Source organism: Clostridioides sp. GD02377, from assembly GCF_045899875.1.
In the GTDB taxonomy this organism is placed as follows: Bacteria; Bacillota; Clostridia; order Peptostreptococcales; family Peptostreptococcaceae; genus Clostridioides; species Clostridioides difficile_A.
The window spans coordinates 133,704-149,888 of the sequence record NZ_JBJODA010000005.1 but is presented as its reverse complement, the minus strand read 5'-3'; the positions used below and the strand labels follow the sequence as shown (position 1 = coordinate 149,888).

The 16,185-nt window shown below is 26.9% G+C and carries 18 protein-coding genes and 1 riboswitch; of the genes, 11 read left to right on the top strand and 7 right to left on the bottom strand.

The genetic code is table 11. The annotated features are described in order from the left end of the window. Window positions 1-132: 132 nt before the first annotated feature. The 9 genes from Q3304_RS05925 (at window position 133) to Q3304_RS05885 (ending at window position 6,716) form a co-directional block, all read left to right on the top strand. Window positions 133-861, top strand: a complete 729-nt coding sequence (locus Q3304_RS05925) for a DNA alkylation repair protein (protein ID WP_054276617.1) — start codon at window positions 133-135, stop codon at window positions 859-861. A gap of 13 nt (window positions 862-874) precedes the next feature. Then, window positions 875-1,528: a DNA-binding protein gene (locus Q3304_RS05920; RefSeq protein WP_407814881.1), complete on the top strand. Its 654-nt coding sequence runs from the start codon at window positions 875-877 to the stop codon at window positions 1,526-1,528. A 25-nt stretch (window positions 1,529-1,553) separates the two neighbouring features. After that, the gene (locus tag Q3304_RS05915) at window positions 1,554-2,423 is read left to right on the top strand and encodes a hypothetical protein (RefSeq protein ID WP_054276619.1); all 870 of its coding nucleotides are present in this window, start codon (window positions 1,554-1,556) and stop codon (window positions 2,421-2,423) included. A 15-nt stretch (window positions 2,424-2,438) separates the two neighbouring features. Beyond that, window positions 2,439-3,110 (top strand): response regulator transcription factor, encoded by a 672-nt coding sequence (locus Q3304_RS05910; protein WP_054270172.1) that lies wholly within the window; start codon window positions 2,439-2,441, stop codon window positions 3,108-3,110. Next, window positions 3,100-4,332 carry a cell wall metabolism sensor histidine kinase WalK gene (locus tag Q3304_RS05905; protein ID WP_054270173.1) on the top strand — a complete coding sequence of 411 codons (1,233 nt, stop codon included), beginning with the start codon at window positions 3,100-3,102 and terminating at the stop codon, window positions 4,330-4,332. Before Q3304_RS05910 ends, Q3304_RS05905 begins: the two co-directional genes overlap by 11 nt. 155 nt (window positions 4,333-4,487) lie before the next feature. Then, on the top strand, window positions 4,488-4,805 hold the full coding sequence (trxA, locus tag Q3304_RS05900) for a thioredoxin (protein WP_021384467.1): 318 nt from the start codon (window positions 4,488-4,490) through the stop codon (window positions 4,803-4,805). Between the two features lie 16 nt (window positions 4,806-4,821). Next, complete coding sequence (locus tag Q3304_RS05895; protein WP_054270174.1) at window positions 4,822-5,700, top strand: NAD(P)/FAD-dependent oxidoreductase; 879 nt, start codon at window positions 4,822-4,824, stop codon at window positions 5,698-5,700. 273 nt (window positions 5,701-5,973) lie between these two features. Further along, window positions 5,974-6,342, top strand: coding sequence for a helix-turn-helix transcriptional regulator (locus Q3304_RS05890; protein WP_054270175.1), 369 nt, complete (start codon window positions 5,974-5,976; stop codon window positions 6,340-6,342). A gap of 2 nt (window positions 6,343-6,344) precedes the next feature. Next, entirely contained in the window at window positions 6,345-6,716 is a 372-nt protein-coding gene (locus Q3304_RS05885) for a NifB/NifX family molybdenum-iron cluster-binding protein (RefSeq protein ID WP_054270176.1), read from the top strand. A gap of 134 nt (window positions 6,717-6,850) precedes the next feature. On the opposite strand, the gene Q3304_RS05880 is transcribed toward Q3304_RS05885, so the two are convergent. Next, window positions 6,851-7,306 (bottom strand): hypothetical protein, encoded by a 456-nt coding sequence (locus Q3304_RS05880; RefSeq protein WP_021384474.1) that lies wholly within the window; start codon window positions 7,304-7,306, stop codon window positions 6,851-6,853. 29 nt (window positions 7,307-7,335) lie between these two features. Continuing rightward, on the bottom strand, window positions 7,336-8,610 hold the full coding sequence (locus Q3304_RS05875; RefSeq protein ID WP_407814892.1) for an ArsB/NhaD family transporter: 1,275 nt from the start codon (window positions 8,608-8,610) through the stop codon (window positions 7,336-7,338). A 468-nt stretch (window positions 8,611-9,078) separates the two neighbouring features. On the opposite strand from Q3304_RS05875, the gene Q3304_RS05870 reads away from it, so the two are divergent. After that, window positions 9,079-10,530 (top strand): sodium:alanine symporter family protein, encoded by a 1,452-nt coding sequence (locus Q3304_RS05870; RefSeq protein WP_054276621.1) that lies wholly within the window; start codon window positions 9,079-9,081, stop codon window positions 10,528-10,530. A gap of 177 nt (window positions 10,531-10,707) precedes the next feature. Here the strand turns inward: Q3304_RS05870 and Q3304_RS05865 are convergent, their stop codons facing one another. After that, entirely contained in the window at window positions 10,708-11,136 is a 429-nt protein-coding gene (locus Q3304_RS05865) for a hypothetical protein (RefSeq protein WP_074178310.1), read from the bottom strand. Window positions 11,137-11,407: 271 nt separating this feature from the next. On the opposite strand from Q3304_RS05865, the gene Q3304_RS05860 reads away from it, so the two are divergent. After that, window positions 11,408-12,022 carry a hypothetical protein gene (locus Q3304_RS05860; protein WP_219673089.1) on the top strand — a complete coding sequence of 205 codons (615 nt, stop codon included), beginning with the start codon at window positions 11,408-11,410 and terminating at the stop codon, window positions 12,020-12,022. 186 nt (window positions 12,023-12,208) lie between these two features. On the opposite strand, the gene ribE is transcribed toward Q3304_RS05860, so the two are convergent. The 4 genes from ribE to ribD form a co-directional block, all read right to left on the bottom strand. Continuing rightward, window positions 12,209-12,670 (bottom strand): 6,7-dimethyl-8-ribityllumazine synthase, encoded by a 462-nt coding sequence (gene ribE, locus Q3304_RS05855; RefSeq protein WP_021384489.1) that lies wholly within the window; start codon window positions 12,668-12,670, stop codon window positions 12,209-12,211. A gap of 103 nt (window positions 12,671-12,773) precedes the next feature. Further along, window positions 12,774-13,967: a bifunctional 3,4-dihydroxy-2-butanone-4-phosphate synthase/GTP cyclohydrolase II gene (locus tag Q3304_RS05850; RefSeq protein WP_407814893.1), complete on the bottom strand. Its 1,194-nt coding sequence runs from the start codon at window positions 13,965-13,967 to the stop codon at window positions 12,774-12,776. Window positions 13,968-13,989: 22 nt separating this feature from the next. Further along, the gene (locus tag Q3304_RS05845) at window positions 13,990-14,655 is read right to left on the bottom strand and encodes a riboflavin synthase (protein WP_407814894.1); all 666 of its coding nucleotides are present in this window, start codon (window positions 14,653-14,655) and stop codon (window positions 13,990-13,992) included. A 32-nt stretch (window positions 14,656-14,687) separates the two neighbouring features. After that, a complete protein-coding gene (gene ribD / locus Q3304_RS05840) occupies window positions 14,688-15,800 on the bottom strand; it encodes a bifunctional diaminohydroxyphosphoribosylaminopyrimidine deaminase/5-amino-6-(5-phosphoribosylamino)uracil reductase RibD (protein ID WP_407814895.1) in 1,113 nt (370 codons plus the stop codon). Window positions 15,801-15,932: 132 nt separating this feature from the next. Next, a riboswitch (FMN riboswitch) is annotated at window positions 15,933-16,054 on the bottom strand. Window positions 16,055-16,185: the final 131 nt, after the last annotated feature.

Here is a 16,185-nt window from a genome sequence, read left to right as displayed (position 1 = left end):
AGTAAATATTAATTTAGTTTAAACTTTAACTTAAAAAATTTAGTATATTTTTAAAAAGGCTTCTGATACTTGGAAGCTTTTTTTTATGTACTTTTATGTTACAATAAGGAAAAGGAATTAAGGAGTAAATAAATGATGTTTAATAGGGAAAAATGGAATAAATTAGAGTATAAGAAGCTCCTAGAATATATGAAATCTATACAAGATATCAAGTACAGAGATTTTAATAAAAAGCTCATACCAAATACAGAAAATATAATAGGTATTAGGGTTCCTAATTTGAGAGAGTTATCTAAAGAAATAAGTAAAGGAAATTGGAAGGAATTCTTAAATGTATCAGAGGATACATATTATGAAGAAACTGTATTACAAGGTATGGTAATTGGTAATATAAATAGCACATTTGAAGAGACTCTATATTATATAGAAAGGTTTATACCTAAAATTAATAATTGGTCAGTTTGTGATGGATTCTGTTGTGGCTTGAAATGTACAAAAAAATATAAAGAAAACATGTATGATATACTTAAAAAATATGTTTATTCAGAAAATCCATGGGAAATTAGATTTGCATTAGTTATGTTTTTAATATATTATGTTGATGATAAACATATTGAAGAAATCTTTGAATGTTGTAACAATATACAAAGTGAAGAATATTATGTTAAAATGGGAATGGCGTGGTTGCTATCAATTTGTTTTATTAAATATGAAGAAGAAACATTTCTCTATATAAAAAATAATAACTTAGATGATTTTACGTATAATAAAATGTTGCAAAAAATAATTGAATCTAATAGGGTAGATTCAGAAAAGAAAAATATAATAAGGGGCATGAAGAGAAAGACAAGAAGATATTGACGGAGGAGTATTAATGAATAACAACGAGGAAAGAATTGACAAATTTTTAGAACTTCAAAGTAAGGGGATTAAGTTTACAGAGATAGCTCAAAATCTAAAAATTAGTCAAAGTACTTTAAGAAATTTTTTAAATAAAAAAGGATATAAATCAGAAAAAGGTAAATACATATTAAAAGACGAATTAAATTATAATGAAAATCTGGATAAGAAAAACTTGGAAGAAGAAAATTTAAAAAAAAATATAAGTAATAGAAAAAAAGTAAGCACCAAAAAAAAGAATTCTAATGAAAAGGTTTTGAGTAAAGGCATTGAACAAATCAAGTTTAATGATACTGATTTAAAAAATACAAAGTCAAAAAAAAATGTTAAGCCTAAAAAAGATAGAAAAATAAATATAACTCAGGAAGACTTAGATAAGCTTTGTGAAGTATATGATTGGTATTTAGAAGTAAAGGATTATAATATAAAGCCAAAAAAAATATCTAATAAAAAAGATGTACATATAGATGATGAATCCATAGATGAATTAAAAACAACAAGAATACGTATAGATAAAGAAACATGGAATGATTTTGAAAGGCTTTGTAGTAATTCAAACTTTGAAAAGCATCAAATACTCACACAAGCATTGAAAGAATTTATGAAAAAGTATAAAAATCTACTATAAAATATTACTATATGAGGTGCTTAATATGAATAAGATAATAAAAAAATCAATTTTTTTAATGATTATATTAACAATATTTGTTTTTACACTTACAGCATGCGAAAAAGATGAACAACCTGATTCAGCTGATATTCAATCTGAAGATAAGGAAGATTCAGCTGGTATTCAAGTTGAAGATAAGAATGAGGTAAAAATAGATGAGGAAAATGCAAAAGTATTAAATATAGGTAAATCAGAGATTATAAATGTAGATGAAGGTGATAAAGTAGACACATCCACAAAGATAGAAAATAATTCGACATTTAATATATCAAATATTGAATTAGTATATAATGAATATGATGAGAATAAAAAAATTATTTCCTCAGATAGTAAGGCTTTGTTGGATATGACTCTAATGCCTGGTAAAGTTGCTTATGTAGAGTGTGCGCACAAAACTTTTACAAAGAGTGTGGAAGTTTATGCATATGAGTATGAAGCAGAAGGTAAGATTGTGTATATTAATTTAAAAGAAAATGATATTAATATAAGAAATAACAATATTAAGCTAGAAAATAGTAGTCAGTATGAGGTATTATCTACATCAGAACTTAAAAAAGTAAATGAATCAAAAGAGGGAATCACATATCAAATAAAAGTAAAAAATTCATCATCAAAAGATTTAGGAAATATTATCCTTAAGACAGCAGAAGTTAATGAAAATGGAGAATATTTAGTGGTAAATCGTATACCATCATATAAAATTTTAAAGGCTTCAGAAGAGACAGATATAGATATACTATGTTCAACAAAAGCAAAAAGTGTTGAAATAGTGGGATACACATACGATGATATAAAAGAAAAAGCCAATGTAGATATTGACTTAAAATCTCATAAAGTTAAGATAGACAAATAAAGGCAGGGGATATTTATGAAGGTTTTGATAGTTGAAGATAATAAAATACTTTTAGAAAGTGTAGTAGAAGAACTTAGTAAGCATTTTGAAACTGAAAAATGTGAAGATGGAGAAGAAGCTTTATACTTAGTTAATCAAAATATATATGATTTAGTTATTTTAGATTTAATGCTTCCTAGCATAAATGGAATTGATATTTTAAAAAGAATGAGAGTTAATAATATAGACACACCTGTGCTTATATTGACAGCCAAAGAAGCATTAGATGATAAAGTAGAAGCATTTACCATAGGAGCTAATGATTATTTAACAAAACCTTTTTATATGGAAGAATTAGTAGCAAGAGTGTATGCTATATTAAGAACTAATGGAAAAATAAAAGAAAGAAATGGAATAGAATTTAAATCTTTATATTTGGATACATTAGAAAAAAGAGTATATATTGAAAAAGAAGAAATAAAGTTACAAAATAAGCAGTTTAACTTGCTTGAATATTTTGTCTTAAATAAAGGTTCAATTTTATTAAAAGAGCAGATTTATGATAGAATATGGGGAATTGATTCAGATGCAACCATTGAAATAGTTGAGGTATATGTAAGTAATCTAAGGAAAAAACTCAGTAAATATGGATATGATAAGTATATTAAAACTAAACGTAAGGTAGGATATATATTCGATGATAAATAAGAATGTATTCACTAGTACTAAAAATCATCTAATAAAAATGTATATTGTTGTAGTGGGTAGCTTTTTAATAATATTTTCTATATTTATATATTCATATTTTAGAGGATTAACATATAGTGGAATTGATAGTGAGATAAATGAGGAGCTTGAATATATAGTTTCTCAATTTAAAAGAACCTCGTTTTTAAATCCAATAAGACTTAAAGACCCAAAAGATATGGTCTACGTGTATGAGGATGGTAGAATAAGTTACTATACTCAAAATGAGTATTTTGATGAGTTACTTCCAGATAGAAGATTGGATAAGAAAAATTCATTTTTTAAATATACAGAAAATGGATATACCTTTAGAGAATTAAATGTAGATGTAGGAAGATATCAAATACAGATAATTAGAAATATCGACTCTGAGATGAACTCTTTAAAGCAACTTACATCCGTTCTTATAATTGGTATACTGATTTCTGTAATAATTACTTACTTTGTTGCTGTGTATCTTACTAGAAAAGCTTTAATTCCAATAGAAACTGCATGGAGAAATCAAGCTAAGTTTATACAAGATGCTTCTCATGAATTAAGAACGCCAATAACAATAGTTTCATCAAAATTAGAAAGTATGTTAAAATCCCCAGAGAGTACAGTAAATGATGAAGTTGAAACAATAGCTACTGCAATGAAAGAGACAAGAAGGCTTAAAAAAATGATAACTGATTTATTGTCTCTTACTAAAGAAGATTCCATTGTTAAAGTCAACTTGGAGGAAGTAGATTTAGAAAGATTGCTTGAGGAAATATCAGAAGATTATATTGATATTGCAGAATTTCAGGAAAAAAAATTTGTATTTAATTCTGAGCTTAAGAATAAAGTTATAATAACGGATAAAAATAAATTAAGACAGCTTATATTAATTTTTATTGATAATGCTTTTAAATACACAAAACAAGGTGATGAGATAGTATTAGAATTAAAAGAAGATATAGAAGATGAAGTAACTTTATTTATAAGAGATACTGGTATAGGTATAAAAAAAGAAGAAATACCTCTTATATTTGATAGATTTTTTAGAAGTGAAAATGTAAGAAATAAAGATTTAGAAGGGTCTGGAATAGGTCTTTCAATAGCTCGTATGATTAGTTTGAATTTGGATATTGATATAAATGTAACTTCAGAGATAGGTATTGGAACTACATTTGAATTATCGATACCACAAAAGTTAAAATAATAAAAATATAAAAAGCTGTTTTTAGAAATAAAGAATGGGTATACTAATTAGTATAAAATAAAATATAAAAAGACCCTATAAAAGTAAAATTATATTTATGAATTTCATAGTATAATTGTATAGGGATAATTAAAGTTTATAGGAGGATTAAAAAAATGGCAAAAGTTATAAATACATCTGAATTTAGAAGTAGTGTTGAAGGTAGTAAAGGAGTAGTTGTAGTGGATTTCTTTGCAACTTGGTGTGGACCTTGTAACATGTTAGGGCCTGTATTTGCAGAGTTAGGTGAAGAAATGAAAAATGAAGCTAGATTTGTAAAAGTTGACATAGATGAGAGTTTAGAAATAGCTCAACAATTTAGTGTATCTACAGTGCCAACTATGATTATATTTAAAGATGGAGAACCAGTAGAAACACTAATTGGATTTATGCCAAAGAACAAAATTGAAATGAAAGTAAAATCATATTTATAAAAAATGGGTGAGTGTTATGAGATATGATATAGCTATAATAGGTAGTGGTCCTGCTGGATTATCTGCTGCTATAAATGCAAAAATAAGAAATAAAACAATTATCATGTTTGGTAGTGATAATTTAAGTAATAAGCTTGTTAAAGCTCCTTCAATAGATAATTATTTAGGTTTTTATGATATAAGTGGAGATGAATTAAAAGACAAGTTTAAATCGCATATAGATAGTATGGATATTTCAATTGAAAATAAGAGAATAAATAATATTTATGCTATGGGAGAATACTTTGCAATAATGTCTGGAAATGATATGTATGAAGCTACTACTGTAATTCTTGCCACTGGTGTAGAATACACTAGACCAATTAAAGGCGAAGAAGAATTTCTAGGCAGAGGAGTAGGGTATTGTGCTACATGTGATGCACCACTTTATAGAAATAAAAAGGTGGCAGTTATAGGATATAATGAAGAATCTAAAGAAGAAGCAAATTTTTTAAGTGAATTAACTTCAAAAACTTATTTTATACCTATGTACAAAAAAGAGAATCTTATGAGAGGTTCAGATAACTTAGATGAATCTATTGAAGTTATACATGATAGACCCGTACAAATAGATGGAGATAAACTTGTAAACAAAATATCTTTTAAAGAAAACCACATTGAAGTTGATGGAGTATTTGTTATAAAGGATAGTACAGCTCCAAGTTCATTGATTCCTGGAATAGAAATTGAGGGTATCCATATTAAAGTTGATAATGATATGAAAACTAGTATAGATGGATGCTTTGCTGCTGGAGATTGTGTTGGAAAACCATATTCTTATATAAAAGCAGCAGGTCAAGGACAAATAGCAGCTTTAAATGCTGTTTACTATTTAGATAAATTAAAGAGAATTTAATATTTATACTGAGTAACTTTTTAAACATATTTATAAAAAACTGCTTTAAAATAATAAAATTATTTTAAAGCAGTTTTTTATTTATTAATTCTTATTATTTAAATTATCTTAAATGTATTTTTAAGTATATTTATTTGAGAAATTTCTAAAATTATAATAATAAATATCTAAATTATTTATAATATATCCCAAAATTTAAAAATAATGGTTGAAAAATCTAATTAAGAGTACTATAATTTAATTAAGTAATTACTTAATCAAAAAGAGGTATTTATGGAAAATTTGGTTAAAATATTTAAAGCATTGAGTGATGAAACTAGAATTAACATACTTATATTAGTATCTAAGAGAAATATATGCCAAAAAGGAATTTCTAAATATCTAGGAATTTCAGATTCTGCTGTTTCACAACATATAAAAATATTAAAAGATGTTGGAATAATAACAGGGCATAAAGAAGGATACTACGTTTTATATCATATTAATAAAGAATCATTTAATATATGTGTAGATTTTATAAACTCTATGTTAAGTAATTCTAGTGAAAGCTTTATAGATGTATTTGATATAAATACAATACATCTAGGATGTAGTAAAGAGTGTAAATCTATTAAAAAATGTTGTAAGAGAAGGGAGAAATAGTAATGAAAGTATGTATACCAGTAGAAGAGAATAAAGGATTGGATAGTAAACCATATGGTCATTTTGGTTCTGCTCCAATTTTTGTTGTGTGTGATTTAGAGAGTGGAGAAGTTAAATCTCTAGATAATGGAGATTTAGGGCATGAGCATGGAAAGTGTCAACCACTAAAAGCATTATCAGGCACAGTTGTGGATGCAGTAGTAGTTGGAGGAATAGGACAAGGTGCTATAGTTAAATTAAATGGTATGGGAATCAAAGTTTATAGAGCAGAAGCAGATACTATAAGTGCTAATCTAGACTTACTTAAAAATGGAAAATTAGTAGAATTTCCATCAAATCATACTTGTTCACATGATGGATGTGGACATCATTAAAAATAAGATAGCTGATGAAGCATATGCTTCATCAGCTATTTTCTTTTTTGATAAATAAAGTTTTGCATTTCAAATTTTCAAATTTAGGTTTTCATGATTTTCTGGTGGATTTTAAAGTTTATAAGTATACTAAACTAGATTTTTTTTGTATGTTGCTCTATATAGTTAATATCATTTAGTATGTCATTAAGTTCTTTATTAAGTGTTTTCAAATCATCACCATCCACATTGTAGTTTAAAAATAGCTCCTCTACATTATCAATGATAGAATTAACTTTCCTAGTAACTTCAACAAATGTTTTGAAGTTACTACTATTCTTAGCATTTAAAAATTTGTTTAAATCCTTTGATATAAATGACACTATTTCATATTCATCGTTAAACAGACCTCTACCAATAGGATATGGTTCAATTCTTTGTAAAAAATATTGATCTTTAGCATTAATATTATAAGTATAAGATATTTCCCAATTGTCTCCTAAATCAAACTTGATAAAATATAATGTACTACTTACTTTTGATATTTTTGTTGCTCCAAGTTGCCTTAAAAGAACTTCAATTGAATCTCCTTGAACAGTATTAATATTCATATATACACATCCCCTTTAGTATTATTATACTATATTTTTAAAAATTTTATAATTAAATAAAAAGTTGATATAATAATAGATATAATCATAAGCGGGAAACCTATCTTAAAATACTCTTTAAAAGATATAGGATGCCCATGTTTATTACCTATACCTGCTAGTACAACATTGGCAGATGCTCCTATCAATGTACCATTTCCTCCAAGACAAGCTCCAAGAGATGTCGCCCACCATAATGGCATAACATCAATTCCTTCAGCTTGCATAGTCAAAATAAGAGGAATTAATGTTGCAACAAATGGAATATTATCTAAGAAAGAAGAAACTATTGCTGATAACCATAATATTAATAACATTGTAAAGACAAGATGGCCTTCTGTAAGTCCAATCAATGCTTGAGCTAATTTGTTTATTATGCCAACTTCTACTAATCCACCAACTACTACAAACAAGCCCATAAAAAATAAAATTGTAGACCATTCAATACCAGCCATAATTTCATCTACATCTTGTTTTCCTATAAGAAGCATTATAGATGCTCCTGTTAGTGCAACAACAGAAGAGTCTATGTGTATTGTACTGTGAAACATGAAACCAAAAAGTATAAATGCTATTACTATAAGACTTTTTATAAGTAATGGTTTATCTTTGACAGATTTTTTTTCATCGAGTTTTAATATTGTATTTTTAGCTTTGTCATCTACAATAAGTTGTTTGCCATAAATAAATTTGAAGCATATTATAGTTACAATAAGTATTACTATAACAGCAGGGCCTAAATTTATTACAAAATCCATAAAACTAAGATTAGCAGCACTACCAATCATAATATTTGGAGGGTCACCTATAAGAGTAGATGTTCCTCCTATATTGGAAGCTAAAATTTGTGTTATTAAAAAGGGAACTGGATTAAGTCCCAATATTTGTGTGATAACTATAGTCATTGGACCAATAAGTAAGACAGTGGTAACATTATCTAATATAGCAGATAAAATAGCCGTTATAATAGCAAAACAAATCATTATTTTCCACGGGTCTCCTTTGGCTTTCTTTGCAGTCCAGATAGCTATGTATTCAAATAGCCCTGAGTTTTTGACAACAGCGACAAATAGCATCATACCAACTAATACACCAATAGTGTTGAAATCTATATGGCTCAATCCTTCATCAAGTGTAAGTATATTGAAAATTATCATTAATAGTGCACCACCAACAGCTGCTACAGATCGGTTTACCTTCTCTGTAATAATAGCTGCCATAACTATTAAAAATATACATATAGCTATTATTTGTTGAAATTCCATAATATAAGTACCTCCATTTGTATTATTTTGTGCCTAATGCTAGTACTATATATAGTATTACTTTTTTATTGTTTTTTCAATGGATGCATAAAAGTATATTATTTAACAAAGTTTCTGAGAAATTGACAGAATTTAAAGAAAATTTTTGTTATTTAAATAAATTTTAAAATAATTTCATTAGTAATAATATTAAACGACAAACAAAAAAATATACTATTAGAAATAGAATTTATTGTATTTAGAAGTAATTATAAAATATTAAATATATCTATATTATAAAAACAATAAAAAAAAATTGATTTTGAATATAAAACTGCAATATATTAAAAAAATTATTCATTTTAAACCTTGTAATTTGATTTTATAAATATTATAATTAAATTAATGAATTTTTAACAAGGAATTATTCATTTTTTTGATTTTAAGATTTATTAAGAAAACAAAACTAAATAGGGGGTAATTAATATAATGGATTTTTTAAATGGTATTTTAACAGGCATTAATAATGCAGTAGTATTTGTAAACAATTACTTATGGTCGTATATCTTAATTATAATGTTGGTTGTAATTGGTATTTACTTTACTATTAAAACAAATTTTGTACAATTCAGATATTTTATAGAAATGTTTAGACTTCTGGGTGATGGTACAGCAAATAAAAGTGCAAAAAAGGAAGGGAAGATATCTTCATTCCAAGCATTTTGTATAAGTACATCTTCAAGAGTTGGGACTGGAAATATAGCTGGAATAGCAATTGCAGTAGTGGCAGGTGGTCCTGGTGCTGTATTTTGGATGTGGCTTATAGCATTAATTGGTTCTGCTTCTAGCTTTGTTGAGAGTACATTAGCTCAGATTTACAAAGTTAAAAATGGTCAAGCTTTTAGAGGTGGTCCAGCATATTATATGGAGCAAGGTCTAAATAAGAAATGGATGGGAGTTTTATTTTCAATACTTATAACTATATGTTATGGTTTTGTATTCAATGCAGTTCAAGCAAATACTGTTTCGCTTGCATTTAATAATGCATTTGGAATAAGTAAAATGGCTATGGGAATAGGTCTTGGAATTTTAACTGCAATAGTTATTTTTGGTGGAGTACATAGAGTTGCAAAAGTTTCTGAGATAATAGTTCCTGTATTTGCAGGATTATATATATTGGTTGCTTTAGCTATAGTTGGAATGAATATAACAGAGATACCAAAAATTATAGCGTTAATAGTTGAAAGTGCATTTGATTTTAAAGGAATGGCAATTGGTACTTTTATGGGAGTTGTAATGACTGGAGTGAAGAGAGGTCTATTCTCTAATGAAGCAGGTATGGGTAGTGCTCCTAATGCTGCTGCAACAGCACATGTAACTCATCCAGTAAAACAAGGTTTAATTCAATCTTTAGGTGTTTTTACTGATACTATAATCATATGTAGCTGTACAGCATTTATGGTATTATTATATTCAGATTATGCTAGTAGTGGGGCAACTGGAATTGAATTGGCTCAAGAAGCTTTAACTCATCATATAGGACCAATGGGGAACATATTTATAGCAGTTTGTATATTCTTATTTGCATTTAGTTCTATAGTAGGTAATTACTATTATGGAGAATCAAATATGGAATTTATGAGTGGAAGCAAGACTAAACTTAATATATTTAGAGTTTTCGTTGTAGGTATGGTTTTATTTGGTTCTCTTACTCAAGTAGAAGTAGTTTGGAATCTAGCAGACTTATTTATGGCATTGATGGCTATAATAAACTTAATCGCAATATCGCTTTTAGGAAAGTATGCATTTATCGCTTTAAAAGATTATACAAGTCAAAAAAAATCTGGAATAAAAGACCCTGTATTTATTGCAGATGAAATAGAAGGTTTAGAAAATGTATCAGAGTGGCACAAGGAATTACCAGAGGAAAATTTAGGATAAGAAATCACAAAACTATTTTGATAGATTGAAGTACACGTAAGTTATATAAATAAAATATTTAATTAATTTATATTACTGGAATTTTTAATTCCAGTAATATTTTTTATTATATAGTTTATTTTTTAAAATAGTTTACTTACTATAAATTTTTTCCTAAGATTTATTTTCTCTAAAATGTTATATAATTAAATCTTGTAAATTGTATTCAAAACTTTCTAGGTGATTACAAAATAATCTAAACTCTTCTATAGTTTTGATTTCTTGTAAATTTCTCAAATCTATCATTATATTACTGTATTTATGCAACATAAAACTCATATCATATATTTCACATTTAACAAATCCATCTTGATAACTGTACTTATAAGGTTCATATTTTGAAAAATTTGACTCAAAGTATTTTATTTTAGCATAGCACAATTTGTGTATGTTGAACAAAAGAGCCAGAACAGATTCTTTAACTGCAAACTTGTGTGTGAAGTATTTTATAGTGTGGTATTTACCATGTTTAAACTCCCAAATTAAATTCTCATTTAAAGTAAGAGAATATTTTTCTATAAGGTTACGTTTATCTGGTGTTAAATCTTGTATTGAATATGTTTTCATAATTTATTCTCCTTATAAATATTTAATAAGTACATATTAAATCATAGTATTTTATTGCCACTTACTCTTAATTATATTGTATTGTATATTAAAAAAATAATAAAATAGATAATTAGTATAGTATTAATCTATGTTATAAATAAAAACAATAGCCTTAATAGTAATATATATATCTTTGTGGTATTTTATATTTAGAGTCGTATTTATAATTATTTTAAGATTTTTAAAGTAACTTTGATGATTAATTTATATCTTAGAGGGGGTATGCAAATTGTTCAATAAGAAGGAATATATTGTTGTAGTATGCCATGATTGTTTTATTTTTTATAATAAAGATAATGACCTAAAAGAGAGTGTATCATTTTCAATACACCCCATTCCAAATGTGCCTTTTTATTATTATCTATTTGAAGGAGAAACTGAAAAATTTATTAGAGATATACAAGCAAAAGTTTCTATTAAGAAATCAGCTTTGTATATATTAATTCCAGATGATGCATTAAGTATAGACATAAAAATATTGCAAGAATTTTTTATGCAGTTAGGATGTCGCAAAATAATTTTTTCTAAACAAAATATTGTTTTGAGTAATTGTGAAGAAAATTATATTTCCATATCCTTTACAAGTAGAGCAATTGCCATTTCATATGTAAAAAACGGAGGAGCTGAAGCAGTAGATTTTTTTGATTACAATGAGATTGATTTTAAGAATCTGTCTTATATCATTAAAAACTTACATAATGATTGTGTATATTCTGGTTTAAAAATATATGTGAATAATATAGGAAGCTCTAATAATTATGAAGATATTGGAGAGATAGTTCAGGTAGATGATATTATAAATAATTTCAAAAAACTATATATTGAAAAAAATACATCAAGATAGAATTGTTAGTATATAAAAGTATACAGGTTTTATATATTCTAATGGGTAGGAGGTTAGATATATTATATTTGAAATTATTAAGTACCAAAAGAACAAATATGTTTTGTCCTTTTGGTATTTAGTATTTTATGTTATTTAGACAGATTTTAATATTTAATCAATACTACTATTTAATAATGATATTGTTTAATCTAGAGATTTAAATAAATTTACCATTTCTAATGCACTCATAGCGCAATCATAACCTTTATTCCCAGCCTTTGTACCTGCTCTTTCAATGGCTTGTTCAATATTTTCTGTAGTTACGATTCCAAAAATAACAGGCAATTCATTGTCTAAAGATACTTTTGCTATACCCTTAGATACTTCGCTACATACATAATCATAATGAGATGTAGCTCCTCTTATAACACATCCTAAACAGATTATAGCATCATACTTACCACTTTTAGACATTTTTTGAGCAACAAGAGGGATTTCAAAAGCTCCAGGTACCCAAGCTATTTCTATATTTTCTGGAGAAACATCATGTCTTAAAAGGCAATCTTCAGCACCTGATAAAAGTTTTGATGTTATAAATTCATTAAAACGAGAATTTATTATACCTATCTTTAAATCTTTTCCAATAAGTTTTCCTTCATATATCATTTTTTATTTCCTCCAATTTTATTTATGTTATAGATTTATATTTATAAATATATTTAATATTAATTGCAAATAATTACTTAGTAGAAAAAAGCGTATTAATAACTTATATAATATCCAATAGATGTCCCATTTTATCTTTTTTAGTTTTTAGATATAGCTTATTAAAGTCATTAATCTCTTCGTTAATAGGAACTCTATTGTTGATTTTTATTCCATATTTCTCTAACTGATTTATTTTATCAGGATTATTACTTAAAAGGCTTATACTTTTTATGTTTAAATTTTTTAATATTTGAGCAGCCATATAAAAATCTCTCATATCTTCTTCAAATCCAAGCATTAGATTTGCTTCTACAGTATCATAACCTTCTTCTTGAAGTTTATAAGCTTTAATTTTATTTAAAAGACCAATACCCCTACCTTCTTGTTTCATATAAATTAAAACACCATTTCCATTTTCTACGATTTTCTTCATAGAAGATTCTAATTGTAATCCACAATCACATTTTAAAGAGTGGAACACATCGCCTGTTAAACATTCAGAATGAAGTCTAACTAGAGTATTTTCTTTATTTATATTTCCATAAGTAAGGGCAATATGTTCTTCATTTGAATATGTATCTTTATATCCTATGATTTCAAAGTTACCATATTTTGTTGGAAGGAAAGCGCTAGATACCTTTTCTATAGTAGTTTCATTTGTTTTACGATATTCTATAAGGTCTTTTATAGTGATAATTTTCAGATTATGTTTTTCTTTAAAAATCATTAAATCATCAACTCTTGCCATTGTACCATCATCTTTCATTATTTCACATATAAGACCAATTTCTTTAAACCCTGCAAGTCTAGCTAGGTCTACAGAAGCTTCTGTATGTCCATCTCTAACAAGGATTCCACCAGTTTTTGCTATTAGAGGAAAAATATGACCAGGAGTTTTGAAATCCTTACTTGTAGAATTCTCATCACAGAATAATTTTACAGTTTCAGCTCTTTCATATGCAGATATACCAGTTAGAGTATCTGTACCATCTATAGTAACAGTAAATGCTGTTTGAAATGTATCTGTATTTTCTCTGACCATAAGAGGTATATTTAAACTTTTAAATTTTTTTTCAGTAGCAGGTAGACAAATTAGACCTCTACCATATGTAGCCATAAAATTTATTGATTCAGGGGTAGCCATCTCAGCTGCCATCAGTAAATCTCCTTCATTTTCTCTACTTTCATCATCAACAACAATTACCATCTTTCCATTTTTTATATCTTTTATAGCTTCTTCAATAGTATTAAACATATAATTCACTCCTTTATCATTTTTAAAAACCATTTTTAAATAAAAAATCTTTATCTATATTTGATTTACAATTACTACTATTAGAATTTAATTCCTTGTAGTTATTAATCATAAAATTATTAACATACTTTCCAATTACATCACTTTCTAAATTAACAAAGTCTCCAACATTTTTTGTTAAGAGAGTAGTATTCAATTTAGTATGAGGTATGACAGAAACTTTGAATATTTCATCATCCAAATATGATATAGTTAAACTTACACCATCAATGGCAACTGAACCTTTAAGTATCATTGATGATAAGAGTTTTTTTACTGGTCGTATGCTCACTAAAACTGCATTTTCGTTTTTTTCAAACTCACAAATAGTACCTTTACCATCAACATGCCCTGTTACTATGTGACCTCCGAATCTTGAAGAAAGGCTCATGGCTCTTTCAAGGTTTACTTTGTCATTTGTATTTAATGAGCCTAAATTTGTAGAACGAATTGTCTCCATCATAACATCTGCTGTAAACTCATTTTTTCCTAGTTTTGAAACAGTTAGACAAACTCCATTTACAGCGATACTATCTCCAAGATTTGTACCATCTAATATTTTGTTTGATAGTATGGTTACTTGTCCGCTTTTGCCATTAGCAGTAATTTTTCTAAGTATTCCAACTTCTTCTACTATGCCAGTAAACATTATGACCTCCTTTGTACATATATTCATAAAATTTATTTTAAAACATCAGATTCTATCAAAACATCTCCATCTATTAAAGTTACATCATTAATTACTAGTTGTGTTGAATCTGCTAGACGAGTTACTCCTTCTCCAGAAACAAATGTAGGTGCGTCTTTACCACCTATAATTTTAGGGGATAAAAATAGTTTGACCTTATCAACTAATTTATTTCTAAATAGACTGTCATTAAGTGTAGAACCACCTTCAACTAGTACAGAATCAATGTTTAGTTCTCCTAATTTGTACATTACAAATTTTAAATCAACTAAGCCATTTTTCTTAGGAGAAATTATGACTTCAACATTCTTTTCTTTTAATACTGATAATTTTTTACTGTCTTCACAACATGTGAAAACTATAGTTTTACTAGTTTTATCTTTAACTAAATTACTGTTAACTGGTAATTTCAGATTTGTATCTATTACTATTCTTGTAGGATGAGAAACTTCATCTTGATTAAGTCTACAAGTTAGCAAGGGATTATCATTTAAAACTGTGTTTATACCAACCATTATACTATGATACTTATTTCTATATTTATGAGTTAGGTATCTTGAAGACTCATTAGATATCCATTTTGATTCTAGTGATTTTGTAGCAATTTTACCATCTAGACTTACTGCCGATTTTACAATACAAAGAGGTTTTTTATTTTTTATGTAATAAAAGAATATTTCATTTAATTGTTTTGCTTCTTCTTCTAATATTCCTACAGTAACATCAATGTTGTTATCTTTTAATTTTTTTACTCCATTACCACAAACAAGTGGGTTTGGGTCTAGTGTAGATATGACAACCCTTTTAACTTTATTTTGAATAATTTTATCAACACAAGGTGGTTTTTTACCATGATGAGAACATGGTTCTAAATTCACATAAAGAGTAGAGTCTTTTAAACTTTGTTTAGCACTGTTTATAGCATTTACTTCAGCATGATTAGAGCCGAATTTCTCATGATATCCTTTGCCTATTATCTCACTATCTTTAACAATTACACACCCAACCAGTGGATTTGGACTTGTAAAACCTTCCCCTTTTTTAGCTAATTCAAGAGCTTTTTTCATATAATAAATGTCTTTTTCTTTTTGATTCACAAAATTCAAGATGTGTACACCTCCTGTTTAATTAGATAATTTTTAAACAAAAAACCCTGAGAATTAACTCAGGGTTTAGAATAATCTACAATAAATGTTTAATAAGAGCACAATAAAACAGCTCTACAAAAAACTCATTAAACATATCTTCTTCCATCCAGACTTTACTGTCGGCTTTGGAATTTAACCAAATCAACCAAGTTTTAGCTTGGCTCGCGGGCTATACCGCCGATTGGGAATTTCACCCTACCCCGAAGATTAAGTATTAAATTTATATTTAGAATGTATCATAAATTATTTTACTTTGCAAACAATTTTTTTCAAAATATATGTTAATATATAATATAGAACGTCTATAAACTTTGAAATACTGGGATTGTGAATATAAAAATAA

Bases quoted from the DNA above. Each gene is read 5' to 3' on its own strand.
- Q3304_RS05925 (WP_054276617.1), top strand. From the start codon at position 133: ATGATGTTTAATAGGGAAAAATGGAATAAATTAGAGTATAAGAAGCTC.
- Q3304_RS05920 (WP_407814881.1), top strand. From the start codon at position 875: ATGAATAACAACGAGGAAAGAATTGACAAATTTTTAGAACTTCAAAGT.
- Q3304_RS05915 (WP_054276619.1), top strand. From the start codon at position 1,554: ATGAATAAGATAATAAAAAAATCAATTTTTTTAATGATTATATTAACA.
- Q3304_RS05910 (WP_054270172.1), top strand. From the start codon at position 2,439: ATGAAGGTTTTGATAGTTGAAGATAATAAAATACTTTTAGAAAGTGTA.
- Q3304_RS05905 (WP_054270173.1), top strand. From the start codon at position 3,100: ATGATAAATAAGAATGTATTCACTAGTACTAAAAATCATCTAATAAAA.
- trxA (WP_021384467.1), top strand. From the start codon at position 4,488: ATGGCAAAAGTTATAAATACATCTGAATTTAGAAGTAGTGTTGAAGGT.
- Q3304_RS05895 (WP_054270174.1), top strand. From the start codon at position 4,822: ATGAGATATGATATAGCTATAATAGGTAGTGGTCCTGCTGGATTATCT.
- Q3304_RS05890 (WP_054270175.1), top strand. From the start codon at position 5,974: ATGGAAAATTTGGTTAAAATATTTAAAGCATTGAGTGATGAAACTAGA.
- Q3304_RS05885 (WP_054270176.1), top strand. From the start codon at position 6,345: ATGAAAGTATGTATACCAGTAGAAGAGAATAAAGGATTGGATAGTAAA.
- Q3304_RS05880 (WP_021384474.1), bottom strand. From the start codon at position 7,306: ATGAATATTAATACTGTTCAAGGAGATTCAATTGAAGTTCTTTTAAGG.
- Q3304_RS05875 (WP_407814892.1), bottom strand. From the start codon at position 8,610: ATGGAATTTCAACAAATAATAGCTATATGTATATTTTTAATAGTTATG.
- Q3304_RS05870 (WP_054276621.1), top strand. From the start codon at position 9,079: ATGGATTTTTTAAATGGTATTTTAACAGGCATTAATAATGCAGTAGTA.
- Q3304_RS05865 (WP_074178310.1), bottom strand. From the start codon at position 11,136: ATGAAAACATATTCAATACAAGATTTAACACCAGATAAACGTAACCTT.
- ribE (WP_021384489.1), bottom strand. From the start codon at position 12,670: ATGATATATGAAGGAAAACTTATTGGAAAAGATTTAAAGATAGGTATA.
- Q3304_RS05850 (WP_407814893.1), bottom strand. From the start codon at position 13,967: ATGTTTAATACTATTGAAGAAGCTATAAAAGATATAAAAAATGGAAAG.
- Q3304_RS05845 (WP_407814894.1), bottom strand. From the start codon at position 14,655: ATGTTTACTGGCATAGTAGAAGAAGTTGGAATACTTAGAAAAATTACT.